The organism is Dialister succinatiphilus, from assembly GCF_928721695.1.
GTDB classification, from domain to species: Bacteria; Bacillota; Negativicutes; order Veillonellales; family Dialisteraceae; genus Dialister; species Dialister succinatiphilus.
In genome coordinates this window covers 851,096-870,158 of sequence record NZ_OV788641.1, presented here as the reverse complement: position 1 = coordinate 870,158, position 19,063 = coordinate 851,096, and the positions used below count along the sequence as shown (strand labels likewise).

12 protein-coding genes and 1 riboswitch are annotated in these 19,063 nt (G+C 54.0%); of the genes, 3 read left to right on the top strand and 9 right to left on the bottom strand.

Features of this window, described 5'->3' with window-relative positions; genetic code table 11:
• Positions 1-209 precede the first annotated feature (209 nt).
• The 3 genes from NW747_RS03655 to NW747_RS03645 all read right to left on the bottom strand — a co-directional run bounded on the left by NW747_RS03655 (position 210) and on the right by NW747_RS03645 (position 2,872).
• Entirely contained in the window at positions 210-1,109 is a 900-nt protein-coding gene (locus NW747_RS03655; RefSeq protein WP_273097354.1) for an ROK family protein, read from the bottom strand.
• An 828-nt stretch (positions 1,110-1,937) separates the two neighbouring features.
• Positions 1,938-2,396: a 2-thiouracil desulfurase family protein gene (locus NW747_RS03650; RefSeq protein WP_273188050.1), complete on the bottom strand. Its 459-nt coding sequence runs from the start codon at positions 2,394-2,396 to the stop codon at positions 1,938-1,940.
• Between the two features lie 29 nt (positions 2,397-2,425).
• Entirely contained in the window at positions 2,426-2,872 is a 447-nt protein-coding gene (locus NW747_RS03645) for a hypothetical protein (protein WP_273188049.1), read from the bottom strand.
• Positions 2,873-2,991: 119 nt separating this feature from the next.
• Between NW747_RS03645 and NW747_RS03640 the strand changes: the two genes are divergently transcribed.
• A complete protein-coding gene (locus NW747_RS03640) occupies positions 2,992-3,483 on the top strand; it encodes a phage holin family protein (RefSeq protein ID WP_273188048.1) in 492 nt (163 codons plus the stop codon).
• Positions 3,480-4,067 carry a GH25 family lysozyme gene (locus tag NW747_RS03635; protein WP_273188047.1) on the top strand — a complete coding sequence of 196 codons (588 nt, stop codon included), beginning with the start codon at positions 3,480-3,482 and terminating at the stop codon, positions 4,065-4,067. The genes NW747_RS03640 and NW747_RS03635 overlap by 4 nt, the downstream gene beginning before the upstream one ends.
• 830 nt (positions 4,068-4,897) lie before the next feature.
• Here NW747_RS03635 and NW747_RS03630 read toward each other — a convergent pair.
• Positions 4,898-5,536 (bottom strand): hypothetical protein, encoded by a 639-nt coding sequence (locus tag NW747_RS03630; protein ID WP_273188046.1) that lies wholly within the window; start codon positions 5,534-5,536, stop codon positions 4,898-4,900.
• A gap of 10 nt (positions 5,537-5,546) precedes the next feature.
• Entirely contained in the window at positions 5,547-6,854 is a 1,308-nt protein-coding gene (gene larAH10 / locus NW747_RS03625) for an NPN-dependent 2-hydroxyacid racemase, LarAH10 family (RefSeq protein WP_008859489.1), read from the bottom strand.
• Between the two features lie 1,953 nt (positions 6,855-8,807).
• On the opposite strand from larAH10, the gene brnQ reads away from it, so the two are divergent.
• Positions 8,808-10,145, top strand: coding sequence for a branched-chain amino acid transport system II carrier protein (gene brnQ, locus NW747_RS03620; protein WP_273188045.1), 1,338 nt, complete (start codon positions 8,808-8,810; stop codon positions 10,143-10,145).
• Between the two features lie 834 nt (positions 10,146-10,979).
• Here brnQ and NW747_RS03615 read toward each other — a convergent pair.
• From NW747_RS03615 to NW747_RS03600, 4 genes are all read right to left on the bottom strand, one after another.
• Complete coding sequence (locus NW747_RS03615; RefSeq protein ID WP_273188044.1) at positions 10,980-12,848, bottom strand: S-layer homology domain-containing protein; 1,869 nt, start codon at positions 12,846-12,848, stop codon at positions 10,980-10,982.
• Between the two features lie 298 nt (positions 12,849-13,146).
• Positions 13,147-13,656 (bottom strand): energy coupling factor transporter S component ThiW, encoded by a 510-nt coding sequence (thiW, locus tag NW747_RS03610; protein ID WP_273188043.1) that lies wholly within the window; start codon positions 13,654-13,656, stop codon positions 13,147-13,149.
• Positions 13,657-15,104: 1,448 nt separating this feature from the next.
• Entirely contained in the window at positions 15,105-16,490 is a 1,386-nt protein-coding gene (locus NW747_RS03605) for an alanine/glycine:cation symporter family protein (protein WP_273188042.1), read from the bottom strand.
• A gap of 131 nt (positions 16,491-16,621) precedes the next feature.
• A riboswitch (glycine riboswitch) is annotated at positions 16,622-16,721 on the bottom strand.
• Between the two features lie 159 nt (positions 16,722-16,880).
• On the bottom strand, positions 16,881-18,077 hold the full coding sequence (locus NW747_RS03600; RefSeq protein ID WP_008859495.1) for a dicarboxylate/amino acid:cation symporter: 1,197 nt from the start codon (positions 18,075-18,077) through the stop codon (positions 16,881-16,883).
• Positions 18,078-19,063 lie beyond the last annotated feature (986 nt).

Sequence of the window (19,063 nt, the reverse complement as noted above, 5' to 3'; positions counted from 1 at the left end):
CGGAGCTGCATGCCGGTATGGGCTGTAAAGACTTCGGGGTTTATTGAAACTCTGAGTCGAGAGATCTCCCGCTTCCATGCATCCAGCACTATGAAGAAAAACCAGAATTTTCCCGACCGTCGAAAGGACGGGAGTGGAAAGCTGCGCTTTTGGCACAAGAAAATACACAAAAAAACTTCAGCCCCCAAAAAGGCTGAAGTTTTTTGCTATTACTGTTTATTTTCGTTTTCCCAGGCTCTCTTGCCCAGTTCGATGGCACCGATGAGACCGGCATGATCTTTCAGCATCGGCGGAACGATGTAATTCTCCAGATTTCCTTCCACCATATCCGAATGAATGTAACCGTTCAGATTCTTCTTGACTTCATCTCTCACCATCTGGAACAGGTTGTCCTGATGCATGACGCCGCCGCCGATAATGATTTTATCCGGAGAATAGAGAAGCACCAGATTGGAAACGCCCTGTCCCAGGTAATAGGCTTCCATTTCCCATACTTCCTTCCGGTTATGCAGCGTCTCTCCCGGCGCGCCCCAGCGCTGCTGGATAGCCGGTCCGCAGGCGTATCCCTCCAGGCAGCCGCCGGGAAGGAAGGAATCCTTGTGGAAAGGACAGCTTCCTTCATAGGTATCCTTCGGGTGGCGCTGGATCAGCATGTGCCCTGCTTCCGGATGCACCAGACCATGGAGGAGCTTTCCTTCCGTGTAAAGACCTACGCCGATGCCGGTGCCTACGGTCATATAAGCCACCACCTGACATCCCCTGCCGGCGCCGTAGACCGATTCACCCAGAGCCGCCCCGTTCACATCTGTATCAAACTCGATAGGAATCGCAAAAGCCCGGGCAAAGGGTCCCACAAAGTCCACATCCTGCCAGCCCTTCTTCGGTGTCGCTTTGATGTAGCCGTAAGTATGGGAGTCCTTCTTCAGGTCCAGAGGCCCGAAGCTGGCTATTCCCAGGGATTCGATGGAATACTGCTTAAACCAGGCAATGATTTCCGGCAGCACCCGGGATGCGGTGGTGGTAGGAAACCGCATTTCCGAAAGAATGCGAATGGTGCCATCCTTCACTTCTCCCACGCCGCAAATTATTTTAGTACCGCCTGCTTCTATACCGCCGATTAAAATTTTGAAACGCCTCCCTGCTCTTACGCTTTTGGAAATATCACTCGTATCAGTTTATAATATATTGACTCTTCTTGCAATGGGAAATTAAGGGCAGTGGGGGCCACTCTGTGGCCCGGGTTCAGAGGACACACCTGCGGTGTGAGGGTTAACGGGGCTTCGCCCCGAAGGTTCTTAAGGTTCTTAAGTTTGACGGCCCTTCGGGCCGAGGGTTGTGGTATCGCCCTTACGGGCGATAAGTATAAAGTCAGCGTTACGGGATTTACTTTCAGTGTCATATAGCATGATAAGCATTCTGGTGATTAGCCGCTGCGCGGCTCCCCCTTATCCGGCTGCGCCGGACTTCCCCCTATGCAGGGGGCAGAATAGGCCGCTCTATGCTTTCCTGTAGAGACATGGCCCCACGACTAAGCATCCATAGTCCCACCACGGAGTGGGGGGAAAAGGTGGTGGCGCCAGCCACCAAAGGGGAAAAACGCCGAAATGGTACCTGAAGTATATGACTCGCTGTTTTTTCCCTCATATCTCTCGTTTCCCCTTGAGGGGAAATGCCACGTAGTGGCAAAAGGGTGTACGGGGCAGAGCAACGATGTGATACTCTATCGCTATCCTGACCGCCAATCGGCGGCCCCCTGAGCGAAGCGATGCAACCTTTCTCCACAACCCTTGGCACCGAGGGCCAGAGGCCCGATGGATGCCATATGCCCCTCTGCGCCGCAGGCGCAGGCCCCTTCGGGAATACTGGAAAGCACCGCCCAGGTCCCAATCCCGGTCCCGATCCCGACCACGCCACAGGCGCTTGAACCCTCACGCCCGTCAGGACTTGTCCCTAAAAGCCGTCAACCCCTTTGGCCCCGGGCCGCTGAGCAGCTCCTTTTCATCCACCACCGGCACTCCTGCCCTGACCAGGGCTTCTGCCAGCACGCCCCGGCCTTTGATTTTCTTTCCGCTGAAGGTGCCGTCGTAGATATCGTGGACGCCGCAGGTAGGGCTGCCGGATTTCAGTATGGCCAGGTCCACTTTTCCCATACGGGAAAGCACCCGGGCTGCGCCCAGGCGGTAGATTTCATCCATGTCCCTGCCATCTTTACGGACCACCCGGCCCTTTCGGATCTCCACAGGCGGCCTTGGCACCGGAAGGCCTGCTTCCACTTCCGGGCACACAGGAATGACTTCCTTGTCTTTAAGGAAAGAAATGACCCTTTCGTTTCTGTTATTCCCGCCGCTGTACTTGCAGTTCCTGCCCAGAAGGCAGGCGCTCACCAGAACTCTCATGATGTCCTCCTTTGCGTGAAGGCAATGAATTACTCACTGCCCTCTTTGAAATGGATGCGGGAAAGTACCTTGTCCGCTGCTTCCGGAGGCAGGTGGGTGGCGGCGTAGAGCCAGGTCTTTTTTCCCACGGGATACATGTAGTAGTTTACCATGCCGTCGGGGCCGCCCATGCTGTAGGAAATATAGTTTTCCTCTTCCCTGTGGATTTCAAAGGGCATGGTAATGATAGAGGCCCGCTGGGCCTGTTCCTGCTCCCTGCTGATGAAGGCACAGCGCATCATGACCTTCTTCTTCTGGTACACCAGAAGGACACCGGACGATTCTTCCATGGAAAAATCATCGCCCCTGTCCAGGGTGACCTGGATGCTCTCTCCTGTCTCCGGCTTCATGGTGATTTTCTCATCGGTCAGTCCGCAGCCTGCCAGCAGAGCAGCAGAAAACAGAAGAGACGCCGCTTTCAATTTCAAATGGTTCAAAGAAACCTCTCCTTTCCCTTTCATCAAGCGTATTTTACCACAAAAAGGGCCTCCGGTGACAATCCACCCCTTTCATGACTATAGAAACAGGAAATGGATTTCATGAAAGGAGGTTTCCTATGAATCAATCATTTTACCCCGGGGAGGACCTGGCCTCCCACTTTCCCCTGAAGACGGCCCTGTCTATTTTCTTTCTTGCCCTGGTGCACCACGCCTTCATGTTCCTCTGCTTTTCCCTGCTGGTGCTGGCAGACCTGCTGTCCCGCTGGATTGCCATCAGCGCCGCTCTGCTCAGGGCCGAAGGGAAATCGGAGGCCACCCTGCTTTCCATGATTCGCGCCATTCCCCGGGCCCGCCGTCTGGGTCTCATCTGCAGCAGCGTCATGAAAGAGCAGGGCCTGTCCAAACTCATCCTTTATAATCTGTGCGTCCTGGTTTCCGCCTGCGCCGACTATCTTCTCTCCGAAAGCGGCTTCCCCTCGGGCATGGTATCCCTGGCCGTGGGCTACCTGACTGCTGCCGAAGCCCTTTCTGTCATGGAAAATCTGTCGGAAGCAGGCTTTTCTTCTGTCACCTTCATGCTGAAGCACATGAAAGGAGGCAGAAAATGAAATGGGGCATCGATGTATCGGAGCACAACCAGCCCCTCTCCTGGCAGTCCCTGAAAAAGCAGGGCGCTTCCTTCGTCATCGTCCGTCTGGGCTGGGGAAAAGGCCACCTGGACAGCCGTTTCTATGAACAGGTAAACGGCGTCCTGGCCGCCGGACTGGAACTGGGCATCTACTACTACAGCTATGCCCTCACCGAAGAAGAAGCGGTGGAAGAAGCCCGCTTCACCGCCGCCGTGCTGAAAGACTGCGGCCTGTCCAAAGACTGCCTCCCAGCGGGCTGCTGGCTGGACATGGAAGACGCCGACGGCTATAAAGAAAAGCGGGGCATCGCAGGCAGAGAAGAAATCACTGCCCTCTGCCGGGCCTTTCTTTTGGAAATGGAAAAAGAAGGATACCCCGCCGGCCTCTACAGCAGCTGCTCCTGGCTGGAAGAAAAGATTCACCTCCCCTCCCTGCCCGAAGGCACGCCCCTCTGGTGCGCCCAGTGGGGCAGCACCTGCAGCCAGCCCGGCGCCCGGCTCTGGCAGTTCACCAGCAGCCTTCCCCTGGACGGCCAGCTGGTGGATGGGGATATTATGTGGTAGGACTTTGGACACACCTTCGGTGTGAGGGTTTATGGGACACGCCTGCGGCGTGAGGGTTCAAAGGGTTCAAAAGGTTCAGAGGGTTCAAAGGGTGGTGGTGGCGGCTTCGCCGCAGATTATTAAAGTCAGCGTTACGGGATTGGCTTTCTATGTCATATGGTATGATAAGCATTCTGCGGGTTGGCTCGCTGCGCTCGCCCCCCTTTCCGGCTGCGCCGGACTTCCCCCGCAAGCGGGGGCAGAATAAAGCTCTGAAAAGCAGTCCTTTCATAAGCAGCTCACAGCATAACGGAGCTTTATAGTGCCCCCACGAAGTGGGGGTGGCAAAGGAACTGGATTCATAGGGGAGCCCCGCGACCCGCGAATCCAGTGACATGCTTCCCACCGGGCAAGGTGGTGGCGCCAGCCACCAAAGGGGGACTGCATTTCCTCGCACGCCAGGGCGGTTGTTAAGGTTTTATACAAACTGGCGCCTTCTATAATTTAGAGGCGCCCTACCACAACCCTCGCCCCTAAAGGGGAAACGACTCACTATGATTTGTGCGTCGCTTTGCTCCTTCAAATAATGTTCGCTGTGCACGCCAAAGGCGCGTCAAACTTAAGCCCCTTAAGAACCTTCGGCCCAGCGGGCCGTCAACCCTCAAGCCCCATAGGGGCTTGTCCATAAGGCGTGTCAACCTTCGGGAATACGGGAAAGCACCGCCCAGGTCCCGGTCCCGATCCCGACCGCGCCACAGGCGCCTGAACCCTCAAGCCCAAAGGGGCTTGTCCGAGTTGGAAACAAAAAAACTGCGAGTTTTCTCGCAGTTTTTTTGTTTCTTTATTCAGGTTCAGGCTTTAAAGTTCTTTTCTTCTCGAATCAGCGTTTCCAGATCTTTTTCATCCACTTTGAAGGAGATAAGGTCTCCTTCGCCATTGACGTAGCGCACTTCGTAGGGTACGTCCAGGATTTCTTTTCTGGTGAAGCCGAAGTAGCGGACGAAGTGGCTGTGGGGCAGGAGGCTGTCTACCACGGGGTCCATGGTATACCGGGGAAAAATCATTTTCCCTTCTTTTACCAGGGCCAGGTGTTCTGCTCTTCCGCTGCCCTTGGTTTCGGTGGACCAGGAGATGAGGTGGTGCACCGGCACGTAGGCGGGGGCGATGAAGAGGATGTCCTGGTTTTGGAGGAGCCGGTCCCTGAAGTCATGGGGCACGTCCAGAAGGCGCAGGGTTTCGGTGGAGGAAATATAGAGTCCTGCAGTGTAGGGTGTCACCAGTACCACCTGGTTGGAGCCGATGGTGCCGTGGCGCATTTCTACGCCGTAGTGCATGGGATTTTCCAGGGAGCCATGTTTTTTGATGGTTTTCCCCTGCTGCCACATGGTATCGAAGGATGTTTCGTCCAGATGGATGAAATCGGCAGCTCCAGCAGTGAAGGGCAGGGCGAAGACCAGGGCGGCAGCGAGGGTCAGGATTTCTTTTTTCATGGGCTGTCTCTTATTTTTTCAGGAACGGCACAATGGCACTGCCGTGGGGGATGATATTGATGGAATAGTCTGTCTTTCCTTCTTCTGCCAGCTGTTTTTTCGCCAGTTCCCAGGCTTCTTCCACAGTGGCCACGGGGATCTGATGGGTCTTTTCCCGGAGGATGTCGAAGTTTTCCGGCCGGGTCACGATGTAAACGGTATGGGTCATGGCGGTGATGAGGTTTTCAAAGGCTACGAAGAAGGGAATGGTGAAGCAGCCGCGGAGGCCTTTTTCCATGTCTTCCAGGTTTTTATACTTGAAGCTGCCCAGGTAGGCCGGTGGTTCCATGACGTCTTCTGCTTCAATCATGGTGATGATGATGCCGCCTTTTTTCGTGGCGATTTCAGCGGTGGTGTAGCACTTGGTGCCCTGGTAGAGGTTGGTGTCCTTGGGGTAGCCGCCGGCGGATACGATGGTCACGTCGGCCTGCTGTTTCATGGGCACTTTCTGCATACGGTAGGTTTCTTTCGTCCCTTCCAGCCATGCTTTGTAGGGATCTCCGCCCACCATGGAGGAGATTTCCCCTTCTTCATTAATGATGGAATGAACCAGGAAGCAGGGGCCCACCATGTCGCAGGCTTCCTGCATGTCATCGGATACGGGGTTTCCTTCAATTTTCAAAAGTTTGGCATCCGGGTTGAGGCCGCTGCCCAGGGTGGGTCCCAGGGCATGGCAGTGGTTCTGCTGCACTGTTTCAAATCCTGCCACGCCGGGAAGGATGAGCTTTCTGCCGCCGCCGAAGCCGGCCATGTCGTGGGTGGAAACGGCATTGATGAGGATGACCTTGTCCGCTTCTGCCACCCGGGTATCGATCCACACGTCAGTGCCCAGCTTGGTGACGCCCATGTGGGTGAGCATGGATTTGTCTGTGGAAATATGCTGGTACATTTTAATGCGGCGGGCCACTTCTTCGCCTACGCAGGTCACGTTTTCCTCATCCGTGTGGGGACGGTGGGTGCCCTGGGCAAAGACAATGTAAATGTCCTCATCCGGCACGCCGGCCAGATTCAGCTCATTCACCACATGAATGGTGAATTCCGATGCCCTGTTCCAGGCGCGGGTAATGTCGGCCACCACCAGACATACCTTATCACCCTTCTTCACCAGTTCCTGCAGGGGCTTCGTGCCGATGGGATGACGCATGCACTCTATGGTGGCTTTCTTCACATCACAGGCAGGCGTAGGCACCCCTTCCAGCACATCGGAAATATGCTCCTCCGGGAGCATGACAGACTGTGTTCCATGGCCATAGGCCAGTTTGTATTCTCTGAGACCCATAGGTATCCTCCCTCTGTACACCTTCCGCCAAAACGGCGGATTTTCTTTTTATTATACAGCCTCATGGCAGCAGTGTCACTATGGAGTTGGACACACCTGCGGCGTGAGGGTTGACGAGCCTTTGGCCCGAGGGTTCTTAAGATTCTTAGGTTTGACGGCCCTTCGGGCCGAGGGTTGTTGTGGCGGCTTCGCCGCAGATTTTAAAAAAGGGACGCGGCTGGCGCCGCGGATTGTGTAGAAGGGTTGTGAAGGGAAAGGTTCTTAGGATTGACCGGCCCTTGGCCGGAGGGTTCTTAAGTTTGACGGGCCGTTGGCCCGAGGGTTGTGGATTGCCCTTCGGGCAATGCTTATAAAGTCAGCGTTATGAGGGAGGGTTCTTAAGATGGACCGGCCCTATGGGCCGGAGGGTTCGTAAGTTTGACGGCCCTTCGGGCCGAGGGTTGTGGTATCGCCCTTGCGGTGCACAGCGAACACATTTTGAAGGAGCGCTAGCGACGCGCAAAATGTAGTGAGTCGTTTCCCCTTTAGGGGGCGATGAGTATTATAATGCCGCCTTTCGGCGGTCACGTCCACATCGAGTATCATAATCATTCTTACCCTTGTACATACCGACTTCGCTGGATGGCGTCTCACTGGATTCGCGGGTCGCGGGGCTCCCCTATGAATCCAGTTCGCTTGCACACCCTTCGCCACTTCGTGGCCCTCTTCTCCTAAAGGGGACGCAAGAACGTTACGGGATTGGCTTTCAGTGTCATATGGCAAAATAACAATTCTGCTGACTGGCTCGCTACGCTCGCCTCCCCCTATCCGGCTGCGCCGGACTTCTCCCTGTTCAGGGGCAGAATAAAACACCGCGAAACACTCTCTTCATAAATGGCTCTACAGTAAGCACGGGTTATTGTGCCCCCGCTTGCGGGGGAAAGGTGGTGCCGTAAGGCGCCAAAGGGGGAATGCATTTCCCTCGCCCGCAGGGCGGTTGTATGGTTTTCCCTCGGGCGAAAGCCCGGTTGTGAAGGTTTTATCATAAGAGGACGCCTTCTATAAATGTAAGGCGCCTACCACAACCCTCAGCGGCAAAGCCGCTGTCAAACTTAAGAACCCTCGGGGCGATAGCCCCGTCAGTCGAGTAGACGGAATCAGATTACTCTGTCCGCCCCTCACAGAACCGTACGTGCGGTTTTCCCGCATACGGCTCTTAGAATAGTCCTTGGGGTGTACTCGTTACACCTTATCAGTTGCAGTTCCGTTTACATTTAACTAATCTCTAAGTCTTAGTTTCTTCTACATCTCTGTGCAGAACCTGTTTCCCTGCGATTGTTGACTATTCTTTACCCCCTTCACTCCACCTGCTTTCACAGGTTTCATCACTACTATGAGGTAATCCGACTGCTGACCGAGCATCTGTGACGTCTCCATACAGTTAAGTATTTTGGCGTCCATACCATTGGGATGGGTGTCATCCATTTAGGACCCTTGTCAGCTCTCCCAGGTACATGTATAGTACTTCGTGCGCTCGCCATGCTCTATGACCCCGGTGGAACCTGCACAGTTCTCGCTTACCGACCTGCGCATTTCTGCCTGCGACCAAAGTTAGAGTATCGGCTTCCACTTGTCGTTCTAACGAGGCTGAATCGCTTCACGCTTTCGCATTACGGCTCTCGCACTCCTTTGTCTACGCTTCATGCTGGCCTCACGGCTTCACATGCAAGACTAAGTACCGGCTGCTTGCTAGGCTTTGCCGGGTCTGGGCTTTCACCAGACTATACTATACACGCCGAACTGGCGCACAACTTTAGAACCCTCAAGCCCCATAGGGGCTTGTCCATAAGGCGCCCACCTCCACCCTATTTATATACTTATATATTATTCACTTTTTTCATGCAAAACATTAGAATTTATGATAAAATATCATTATGTTGTTTCGACGTATTTAAATAAAGAAATGGGAATTGTATGAAAAAAACTTCGAATGAATACATTGCTATCGGGCTCATGCTGTTTGCCCTCTTTTTTGGTGCGGGAAATCTGATATTTCCTGCTTTTATGGGACAGAATTCCGGCTGGAATACCTGGTATGCCACGGCAGGATTTCTGATCACCGGCGTGGGGCTGCCTTTTGCTTCGGTGCTGGCTATTTGTTTTTCCGGGAAGAATCTGAGGGAGCTGGCCGGACGGGTGAGCCCGCTGTACGGCATTCTTTTCAGCTGCGCCCTGTACCTGACCATCGGACCCTTCTTTGCCATCCCCCGGACGGCCACGGTGTCCTATGAAATCGCCATTTCCCATTTCCTTCCTGCTGACATAAGGGGTATGGGGCTTTACGGATTTGTATTTCTTTTCTTCCTTCTTTCCTGGTATCTGTCCATCAGCCCTTCCAAGCTGGTGCCCCGCATCGGCAAGTGCATTACGCCCATGCTTCTCTCTTTCCTTTTCATCCTCATCGCCGCCTCTCTTTTCCTGCCCATGGGAAGCTGGCAGGCGCCGTCTCCTGCTTATGACACGCCGGTGAAAGCCTTTTCTTCGGCTCTGCTGGAGGGCTACAATACCATGGACTGTCTGGCAGGCCTGGTGTTCGGCGTCATCGTGGTGGAATCCATCCGTCTCTACGGCCTGTCTTCCAACCGTGAAATCGCCGGCGCTGCCTTGAAGTCCGGTCTCATTTCCACATTCTTCATGTTCCTCATTTATGCCGCCCTCTGCACCCTGGGCGCCTCTTCGGTGTCTGTGCTGGGCCACGTGGAAAACGGGGCGCCTGTGCTGGTAGGGGCTGCGTCCTTCTATTTCGGACCTATGGGCAGTCTTCTTCTGGGCTTCATCGTCATCCTGGCCTGCCTCACTACTTCCATCGGCCTCATCGCTTCCTGCGCCGCCTATTTCCACACCCTCCTGCCCCGTTTCTCCCATAAGGCCTGGGCCACCTTCTTTACGGTCCTTTCTTTTGCCATCGCTCTCTTCGGTTTGTCTGCCATTATCAAAGGCGCCATTCCGGTGCTCCTTTTCCTCTATCCCCTGTCCATTTCACTCATTGTCCTCACTTTCCTCCATGACTTCTTCCAGGGCAGCCGGAAGGTGTACGTGCTGGCCACCCTCTTCACCATGGTCCCCGCTCTTTACGACGCTTTGACAGCCGCAGGCCTCTCGGTGCCTGTCATGGCCCGCTTCATGGAATCCCTTCCCCTTTCTTCGTCCAATATGTCCTGGCTCCTCTTCTTCGCCGCCGGCTTCCTGCTGGGTCTGGTATGGGAAAAGGTGTCGGAAATCGCGGAAGATACGGACACGCCTACGGTGTGATGACGGGGCTTCGCCCACGGACACGCCTGCGGCGTGAGGGTTGACGGGCCTTTGGCCCGAGGGTTCTAAAGGTTCTTAAGTTTGACGGCCCTTCGGGCCGAGGGTTGTGGTATCGCCCTTACGGTGCACAGCGAACACATTTTGAAGGAGCGCTAGCGACGCGCAAAATGTAGTGAGTCGTTTCCCCTTTAGGGGGCGATGAGTATTATAATGCCGCCTTTCGGCGGTCACGTCCACATCGAGTATCATAATCATTCTTACCCTCGTACATCCCTTCGCCACTTCGTGGCCCTCTTCCCCTAAAGGGGACGCAAGAACGTTACGGGATTGGCTTTCAGTGTCATATGGCATGAAAACAATTCTGCGGATTGGCTCGCTGCGCTCGCCTCCCCCTATCCGGCTTCGCCGGACTTCTCCACGGGAAAGCGTGTCACACGATTCTCAGGTCGCTTTGCTCCCTTACGAATCGTGTTCCCTTGCCACCCCATCCGGGGGACAGAATCAATCGCTCTATGCTTTCCTGTAGAGACATGGCCCCATGACTAAACACCCATAGTCCCACCACGAAGTGGGGGAAGGTGGTGGCGCCAGCTACCAAAGGGAGATTGCATTTCCTCGCCCGTCAGGGCGGTTGTTAAGGTTTTATACAAACTGGCGCCTTCTATAATTTAGAGGCGCCCTACAACAACCCTCGCGCCAAAGGCGCGTCAAACTTAAGCCCCTTAAGAACCTTCGGCCCAAAGGGCCGTCAACCCTCAAGCCCCATAGGGGCTTGTCCATACCATGCACACGAAAAAACCGGATGATTTCTCATCCGGTTTTTTGATGCCTTTTTTATTTCAGATAAGCGGTAGCTTTCAGCATGAACATGTTGTCCATCTTCCGGCCGCCCATGTCCTTGGCGTTGAAGCCGTATTCTGCGTCAATGATAAGGCCTCTCATGGGGACGAAGGAGGCTTTGGCCAGGAAGAATTTGGCGCCGCCGTAGTTCTTTCCGTCTACCTTGCCGCCGTATTTGGCAGTGTCGTCCATGACGTCAGCGATATAGGCCGGTACGTTCTTCATGCCATGCCAGTCCTTGTATACATGGCCCATGTACTGATCCACAATGTCATCGGAGGAGCCGCCGAAGTAGCTGCCTGCCTGGCTGTATACGTAGTCAAGACCCACTTCGAAGGAACGAGCTTTCAATACATCGGCAGTGCCGTAGTGAAGACCATAGTTGAAGCTGTAAGGTCTTTCTTCATTCAGCGGCAGTTTCCGCAGGTTCTTTACAAATTCACCCTGTACATGCCACATGGGGGTGACATAGTAGGCGCCGGCAAAGCCATAGGCCCTGCAGATTTTACCTACCGGGCCGTTGGCAGTCATACCGTAGGCATGGAATTCCCACTGCTGGGGTTTCTTGAAAATGTAGGAAGCATAGGTGACTGGTACGTCCTGATCGCTGCCCCAGTCCTCATTCTGCATAAACACGGCAGTGCCATCATGAATGGTCATGCCACCGGCAGACATGCTGTCAAATTTATCCAGTGCACCCTTGATGGCCCCCATGTTGGCCGTTAAATCCCCCGGCAGCTGTCCAGCCAGTTGGCCTACAGCCTGCGCCATGAAAGTCTGCTTCTGATCGGCCGAAAGATCTTTCGTTTGAGCTTTAATTTGTTCCACTTTATCTACAATGTCATTAATGAATGCTTCTCTTTTAGCTGCATTTCCTTCGGCTTTAAGGTTGATAGCCTGGTTCAGTTCTCCCAGTTCTCCATTTCCTGCAGCAAGGATGGCAGAAATCAAACCTGCATTGCTGCCGGACCCCTTAATATCCATGCCGTGAATCATGGGGCGGGTGTAGTTATAGTTGATATCCGTAGCCCGGCCATGGGCGATGGTGAAGCGGCCGCCCTGGCGGTAGTCGCCGAAGGAGATGAAGGCGCCTTTGAACTGGCCGTCGTAAGTGTAGCCGGTAACGCCCATTTTAACGGGGAACTGGCCGATGCCGATGAGGTTCTTGGACGGTCCGAAGGGGAGCTTGGAGGTGTCCTGTTTCGGTCCGAAGTGGTAGGTAGCCCACAGGCGGTTCATGTGGAAGTCGCCATCACCGTATCCGGTCCTTGTTTTGTCGGAATCAGAACTTTCCCGGCTGGACCAGTCCTGGCGGTTGGGGTTGAAGGGGGTGGAGCCGTTCATGCCCATGGTGGTTTCCAGCTGGCTGTACACGGTGCTTCTGTCATTGACGTTGGCCATGGTGTTGAGACGTACCCGAAGGCTCAGTTCATCGTGGCTGGATTTATTGTCTTTGTATACATTGTCATAGCGGGGAATGTCCTGCACCCGGATTTCCGTAATGTTGGACAGATTGCCTGTCTTCTTTTCCAGTTCCTTCACCCGGACGCCCAGGCTCTGGAGTTCGCCGGCGTATTCGGCGGAGAGCTTCTGTACCGTGGCTCTCTGGCTGTCGTTCAAGCTTTCTTCCTTAGCCATGAGGCGGGCGATGATCTGGGCCAGTTCATAACGGCTTACATTCTTATCCCCTTTGAATGTACCGTCGGGATATCCATCCACCACACCCTGGTCGGACAGCTGGGATACAGCCTGGTAGGCCCAAGAGGATGTATCTACATCAGCAAAGGGATTGGCAGCGGAAACATTGAAGGCGGTGGCTGCAAAGAGGGCAGCCAGTGTGGTTTTCAGAAGGCAGTGGTTCATTTTCTCTCCCCGGAGCTTTCGGTAAGCTCTCTAAATTCTCAAATGGATTTTTATTTTTAAAACGTTAGTATGAAATTGAATGATTTTCAGCTCATGAAACTAAAACATTATACACTGGAATGAAATAGTTTGTCAATAGGAATTAGCACCTGATGCTAAAATGGCAAGGATACCCTATTTTTCGCACTAAAAATCATATAGCTTCCATAAAAAAAGAGACCGGGGCCAGGTCTCTTTTGAGAATATTTCTTTGTTTTTCCCTTTGAAAGGGCATTTCATTTCATAAAGAAGCTGTATTTTATTTCGTTTTGATGAATTCCGTTTGAATTAACCGGGCGCTCTTCAAAACCACATAGGCAATGACGCAGCCGGTGCCGCAGGAAATAGAAAAGAGGGATACATAGAAGAGAGCCCCTTTGGAAGAGCCCATAAAGAGGGCCGCAATGGGATAGGACAGAAGGCCACCGATGAGGGAGGTACCTACAAATTCGCCCAGCACCGCCGCCCACAGGGTATGGAGCCGGCTGTAGAGGAACCCAGACAGGAAGGCGCCTACCATGGATCCGGGGAAAGCCAGAAGGCTTCCGGTGCCCAGAAGATTTCGAATCACCGACGTGCAGAACGCCGCCGACGTGCTGTACCGGCTGCCGCAGAGCACGGCCAGGAAAATATTAATCATGTGCTGCAGCGGAAAAGCCCGGGTCACCCCCAGGGGAAAGGAAAACAAAGGCGAAAGAAGCACCCCCGCCGCCGTCAAAAGGGCTGCCAGTATCCATTTCCGATATGATTTGTCCTCTGTGTAGTTCATCGCTGCCTCCTGTATGAAATGATTTATGTATAGCATAGCACTTGGAAATGTGGGTGAAAAGGGGGCGGCTCCGCCCACGGACACGCCTGCGGCGTGAGGGTTGACAGGGCTGCGCCCCGAGGGTTATGGATTGCCCTTCGGGCGTGAAGGTTCTTAAGATGGACCGGCCCTATGGGCCGGAGGGTTCGTAAGTTTGACGGCCCTTCGGGCCGAGGGTTCTGGTATCGCCCTTGCGGGCGATGAGTATTATAATGGCGCCTTTCGGCGGTCACGTCCACATCAAGTATCATAATCAGGATTACCACCGTCCACCCCTTCGCCACTTCGTGGCCCTCTTCCCCTAAAGGGGACGCAAGAACGTTACGGGATTGGCTGTCTGTGTCATATGTGACACAATATCCAGTGCTACCTATTTTCTCGTTTCCCCTTGAGGGGAAATGCCACGTAGTGGCAAAAGGGTGTACGGGGCAGAGCACCGATAGGATGCTCCATCGCTATCCTGACCGCCAATCGGCGGCCTCCCTCGCCACCTCATGGTCCTCTCCCCCTTGCAAGCAGGTGGCACTCGTTTTAATAAGTGCAGTTGTAAAGGTTTTTTCATAAGAGGGCGCCCTCTATAAATGTAAGGCGCCCACCACAACCCTCAGCGGCAAAGCCGCTGTCAGTCGAGTAGACGGAATCAGATTACTCTGTCCGCCCCTCACAGAACCGTACGTGCGGTTTTCCCGCATACGGCTCTTAGAATAGTCCTTGGGGTGTACTCGTTGCACCTTATCAGTTGCAGTTCCGTTTACATTTAACTAATCTCTAAGTCTTAGTTTCTTCTACATCTCTGTGCAGAACCTGTTTCCCTGCGATTGTTGACTATTCTTTACCCCCTTCACTCCACCTGCTTTCACAGGTTTCATCACTACTATGAGGTAATCCGACTGCTGACCGGGCATCTGTGACGTCTCTATACAGTTAAGTATTTTGGCGTCCATACCATTGGGATGGGTGTCATCCATTTAGGACCCTTGTCAGCTCTCCCAGGTACATGTATAGTACTTCGTGCGCTCGCCATGCTCTATGACCCCGGTGGAACCTGCACAGTTCTCGCTTACCGACCTGCGCATTTCTGCCTGCGACCAAAGTTAGAGTATCGGCTTCCACTTGTCGTTCTAACGAGGCTGAATCGCTTCACGCTTTCGCATTACGGCTCTCGCACTCCTTTGTCTACGCTTCATGCTGGCCTCACGGCTTCACATGCAAGACTAAGTACCGGCTGCTTGCTAGGCTTTGCCGGGTCTGGGCTTTCACCAGACTATACTGTACACGCCGAACTGGCGCACAACTTTAGAACCCTCGGGGCGATAGCCCCGTCAAACTTTAGAACCCTCAAGCCCCATAGGGGCTTGTCATATCGCCAGTGCCTCTACGTAAAAAACCGGGCTGGCGCCCGGTTTTTCTTATTTCTTTCCTATCCTTCTTGCTTTGTAGGCTTTCAGCTTCGCATCCCTGATGGCCAGGTGGTTGAAGTATTTCTTGGTTTCCGCCGTAATGACGCCGGAGAGGCCCAGGAGGGCGATGAGGTTTGGAATGGCCATGAGGCCGTTCACGATATCAGCCAGGGACCAGATGGCTTCGAGCTTGAGGAATACGGCGGAGGCCAGGATGGCGATGTAGCCGATGCGGTAGAGTTTGATGGTCCTGGTGCCGAAGAGGTATTCCCAGCACCGCTCGCCGTAGTAGTTCCAGCCGATAATGGTGGTGAAGGCGAAGAGGGTGAGGGAAATGGTGAGGATGAAGGGTGCCAGGCTCCCGTAGGTGGTGGCGAAGGCGGACTGGGTCATTTCGGCGCCGTTGGTGGTGCCGGTCCATACGCCGGATACGATGATGGTGAGGCCGGTGAGGGTGCAGATAATGATGGTATCGATGAAGGTACCGGTCATGGAAATGAGGCCCTGTTCTGCAGGCCACTTGGTTTTGGCGGCTGCTGCCACGATGGGGGCAGAGCCTAAGCCGGATTCGTTGGAGTAGAGGCCTCTGGCGATACCGCTTCGGATGGTAAGCATCAGGCCAGCTCCGGCGAAGCCGCCGGCGGCAGCGGTGCCGTTGAAGGCGCCGGTGATGACCTGGCTCACTGCATGGGGTACTTCAGAGGCATTCATGATGAGGAAAATGACGGTGATAATGAAGTAAATCACAGCCATGGCCGGTACGATTTTGGAGGCGGTCTTGGAAATGGACTGGAGGCCGCCGAAGGTGATGATGGCTACCAGGATGGTGACGATGGCGCAGGTAATGTAGGTGGAAACGCCGAATCCTGCGTTCACTGAGGAAACGATGGCGTTCATCTGGGTGGTGGTGCCGCTGCCCAGCATGGCGGTCATAATGCCGAAGAGGGCAAATGCTATGGCCAGAGGTTTCCATTTCTTTCCCAGGCCCATTTCGATGTAGTACATAGGACCGCCGGCGATATTTCCCTGATCATCCACCTGCCGGAATTTCACGGCCAGGCAGCCTTCGGAAAATTTGGTGGCCATACCGAAGAAGGCGGCCAGCCACATCCAGAAGAGGGCGCCAGGACCGCCCAGTTTGATGGCGGTGGCTACGCCTACGATGTTGCCGGTGCCTACGGTGGCTGCCAGGGCGGTGCAGAGGGCTTTGAAGGAATCAATGTCCCCGTCTCCCTTGTTCCGGGCGAAGAAAATGAGCTTCAGCGCCCGGGGCAGTTTCATGACCTGCAGGAAACCCAGCCGGCAGGACAGGAATACACCGGTGCCTACCAGAAGAATGAGGAGCCAGGGCCCCCATACGATACTGTCGATTTGGTTCAATACATCTACCAGCATAAAACAACCTCCCCGAATCTGTCAGATTCACTACCCTATGAACGATGGATGATCCTTCCATTCTACCTCTCCACAATAAAACCGCCGGCTCCGTAAAACAAAACAGAGCCGGCGGTCATCATGCAGAATCACCACCCGGCTCTGTCCTTTTGCCTGAGAGATTACAGCCGGAAATCCGGCCTGTGCACCTTCGGCGCCCGGGAATGCCCGGGGCTCTCCAGAGTTTTGTCCGCATGCAGTTTCGTGTTCCATGAACGCCTGATAGTGTTACTCCTTCGGCAGACCTTACGGTCTTTTTCCACATGCATCATCCACTTGTGAAGTTGTCACTATTATAAATTATCATGAAGAAATAAACAATATGATTCCATGACTTGGATTTCAAAAAGTTTATTCTTTTTCCGTAGCATTCACGGCCACTGCCACAGCGGCATCGCCGGTAATGTTCAGGCAGGTACGGAACATATCCAGTACACGGTCAATGCCTGCCACCAGAGCCAGCCCTTCCATGGGAAGGCCTACGGACTGGAGCACCATGGCCAGCATAATGAGTCCCGCGCCGGGAACGCCGGCGGTACCGATGGAAGCCAGGGTACCGGTGAGGACGATCATCATCATCTGGTCCACGGTCAGGGGAATGCCGAATACGTTAGCAATGAAAAGGGAGCAGATGCCCATGTACAGCGCCGTGCCGTCCATGTTGATGGTGGCGCCCAGAGGCAGGACGAAAGATGCGATATCCCGCTTCACTCCCAGTTTCGTCTGCACATTCTGCATATTCACCGGAAGGGTGCCGGCGGAAGAACAGGTGGTAAAGGCAATGGCCATGGCTTCCGACATGCCCCGGAAGAAGGTGAGAGGGCTCATGTGAGCCGATACAGCCGTAAGGGAAGAATACACGCATACCGCATGGATAACGCTGCCTACAGCCATGCAGATAATGACAGACAGAAGCGGCAGGAGCACCTTGGGACCATTCTGTACCACCACCGGAAGGAGAAGGCAGAACACGCCTACCGGCGCGGTTTTCATAATCATGCCGATAATCTTGTAGCATACTTCCGCCGATGCGTCGAAGAAGGAAATCAAAGTTTCCGCCCGTTTTCCGCCGACGGAAACAATGCCGGCCCCTACGAAGAGGGCGAAGATAATGACCGGAAGGATATCGGCCTTAGCCATGGACGCAATGGGGTTGGCAGGAATCATATTGACAAATACCTGCATAATGGAAGGCGCTTCCTTCACCTTCGGTGCCGCTGCATCGGTAGGCAGGGCCATGCCCACACCAGGCTCGATGACACCGGCCACTGCAAAGCCGATAACAATGGCAATGGCCGTGGTCACCATGTAGATGCACAGGGTCTTCACGCCGATACGGCCCAGCTTTTTCATATCCCCCATGGAAGTCATGCCCACCACCAGGGAGCAGAAAACCACAGGAACAATCATCATCTTGATGAGGTTGATAAACATGGTGCCGATAGGCGCGATCCATGTCTTCACCGGAGCCGCCGCTCCGTCCCCCAACACCAGTCCTACCACCACGGATAGAACCAGGGAAATAAAAATTTGTACAGATAAGTTCATTTCGTGTCCTCCCTCGTACACTTGTACCTGATATTTACCCTATTATAGCAAATATATATCACTTAACCAATATATTTGTAAAATCTTTCATACATTTCTATATATATTGAAATTGAATAGTCAATAAAATATGGAAATAATAACATTTGAATTATAATTCATGAAATTGCATCATTTTGCCTATCAATTAAGGCGCCGCTGGCGCCTTTGGACACGCCTGCGGCGTGAGGGTTGACGGGGCTTCGCCCCGAGGGTTCTTAAGGTTCTTAAGTTTGACGGGGCCTTCGGCCCCGAGGGTTGTGGTATCGCCCTCTCGGGCGATGAGCATGAAGTCAGCGTTACGGATTCAACTTTCTGTGTCATATGGCATAATAAGCATTACGATGATCAGCCACCTCCGGTGGCTTTTCCCCCTTTGGTGCCTTACGGCACCACCTTCCCGCCCCGCTGGGAAGCGTGTCACACGATTCTCAGGTCGCTTTGCTCCCTTACGAATCGTGTTCCCTTGCCACCGCTGAGCGGTGGGACAATAAAGATCCGCAAAGCAATCCTTTCATAAGTCACACTACCATAAGCACGGGTTATTCTGCCACCGCTTGCGGGGGAAGTCCCGCGAAGCGGGCAAGGGGGAAGCCATTACTCGAGCGGAGCGAGGTTGGCCTGTTTTCCATCGCCCGCCAGGGCGGTTGTCAAGGTTTTAATATATGATGGCGCCGAAGGCGCCGTACCTCCCCAGTGGAACGGTACTTCATACCTCCCGAGGGCGGAGCCCTCAACCCGCCTGTAAGGCGTCAGCCGATCACAGGCAGAACCCTTGGCGCCCAGGGCCAAAGGCCCGGCGGCGCCATCAACCCTCGCCCGCGAAAGCGGGCGTCAACCTTCGGGAATACAGCTTCCCGCCGATTCTTCACAAAAACCCATGGTTTCCCTGACGCCAAAGACGGCATATCACTCCCGGCGAAATCAAAAACCCCCGGCTTTTCAAA

What these genes read in the sequence shown, in the direction of transcription:
- NW747_RS03650 (WP_273188050.1), bottom strand. Translation starts at nt 2,396, where the DNA reads ATGAGAGTTCTGGTGAGCGCCTGCCTTCTGGGCAGGAACTGCAAGTAC.
- NW747_RS03640 (WP_273188048.1), top strand. Translation starts at nt 2,992, where the DNA reads ATGAATCAATCATTTTACCCCGGGGAGGACCTGGCCTCCCACTTTCCC.
- NW747_RS03635 (WP_273188047.1), top strand. Translation starts at nt 3,480, where the DNA reads ATGAAATGGGGCATCGATGTATCGGAGCACAACCAGCCCCTCTCCTGG.
- NW747_RS03630 (WP_273188046.1), bottom strand. Translation starts at nt 5,536, where the DNA reads ATGAAAAAAGAAATCCTGACCCTCGCTGCCGCCCTGGTCTTCGCCCTG.
- larAH10 (WP_008859489.1), bottom strand. Translation starts at nt 6,854, where the DNA reads ATGGGTCTCAGAGAATACAAACTGGCCTATGGCCATGGAACACAGTCT.
- brnQ (WP_273188045.1), top strand. Translation starts at nt 8,808, where the DNA reads ATGAAAAAAACTTCGAATGAATACATTGCTATCGGGCTCATGCTGTTT.
- NW747_RS03615 (WP_273188044.1), bottom strand. Translation starts at nt 12,848, where the DNA reads ATGAACCACTGCCTTCTGAAAACCACACTGGCTGCCCTCTTTGCAGCC.
- thiW (WP_273188043.1), bottom strand. Translation starts at nt 13,656, where the DNA reads ATGAACTACACAGAGGACAAATCATATCGGAAATGGATACTGGCAGCC.
- NW747_RS03605 (WP_273188042.1), bottom strand. Translation starts at nt 16,490, where the DNA reads ATGCTGGTAGATGTATTGAACCAAATCGACAGTATCGTATGGGGGCCC.
- NW747_RS03600 (WP_008859495.1), bottom strand. Translation starts at nt 18,077, where the DNA reads ATGAACTTATCTGTACAAATTTTTATTTCCCTGGTTCTATCCGTGGTG.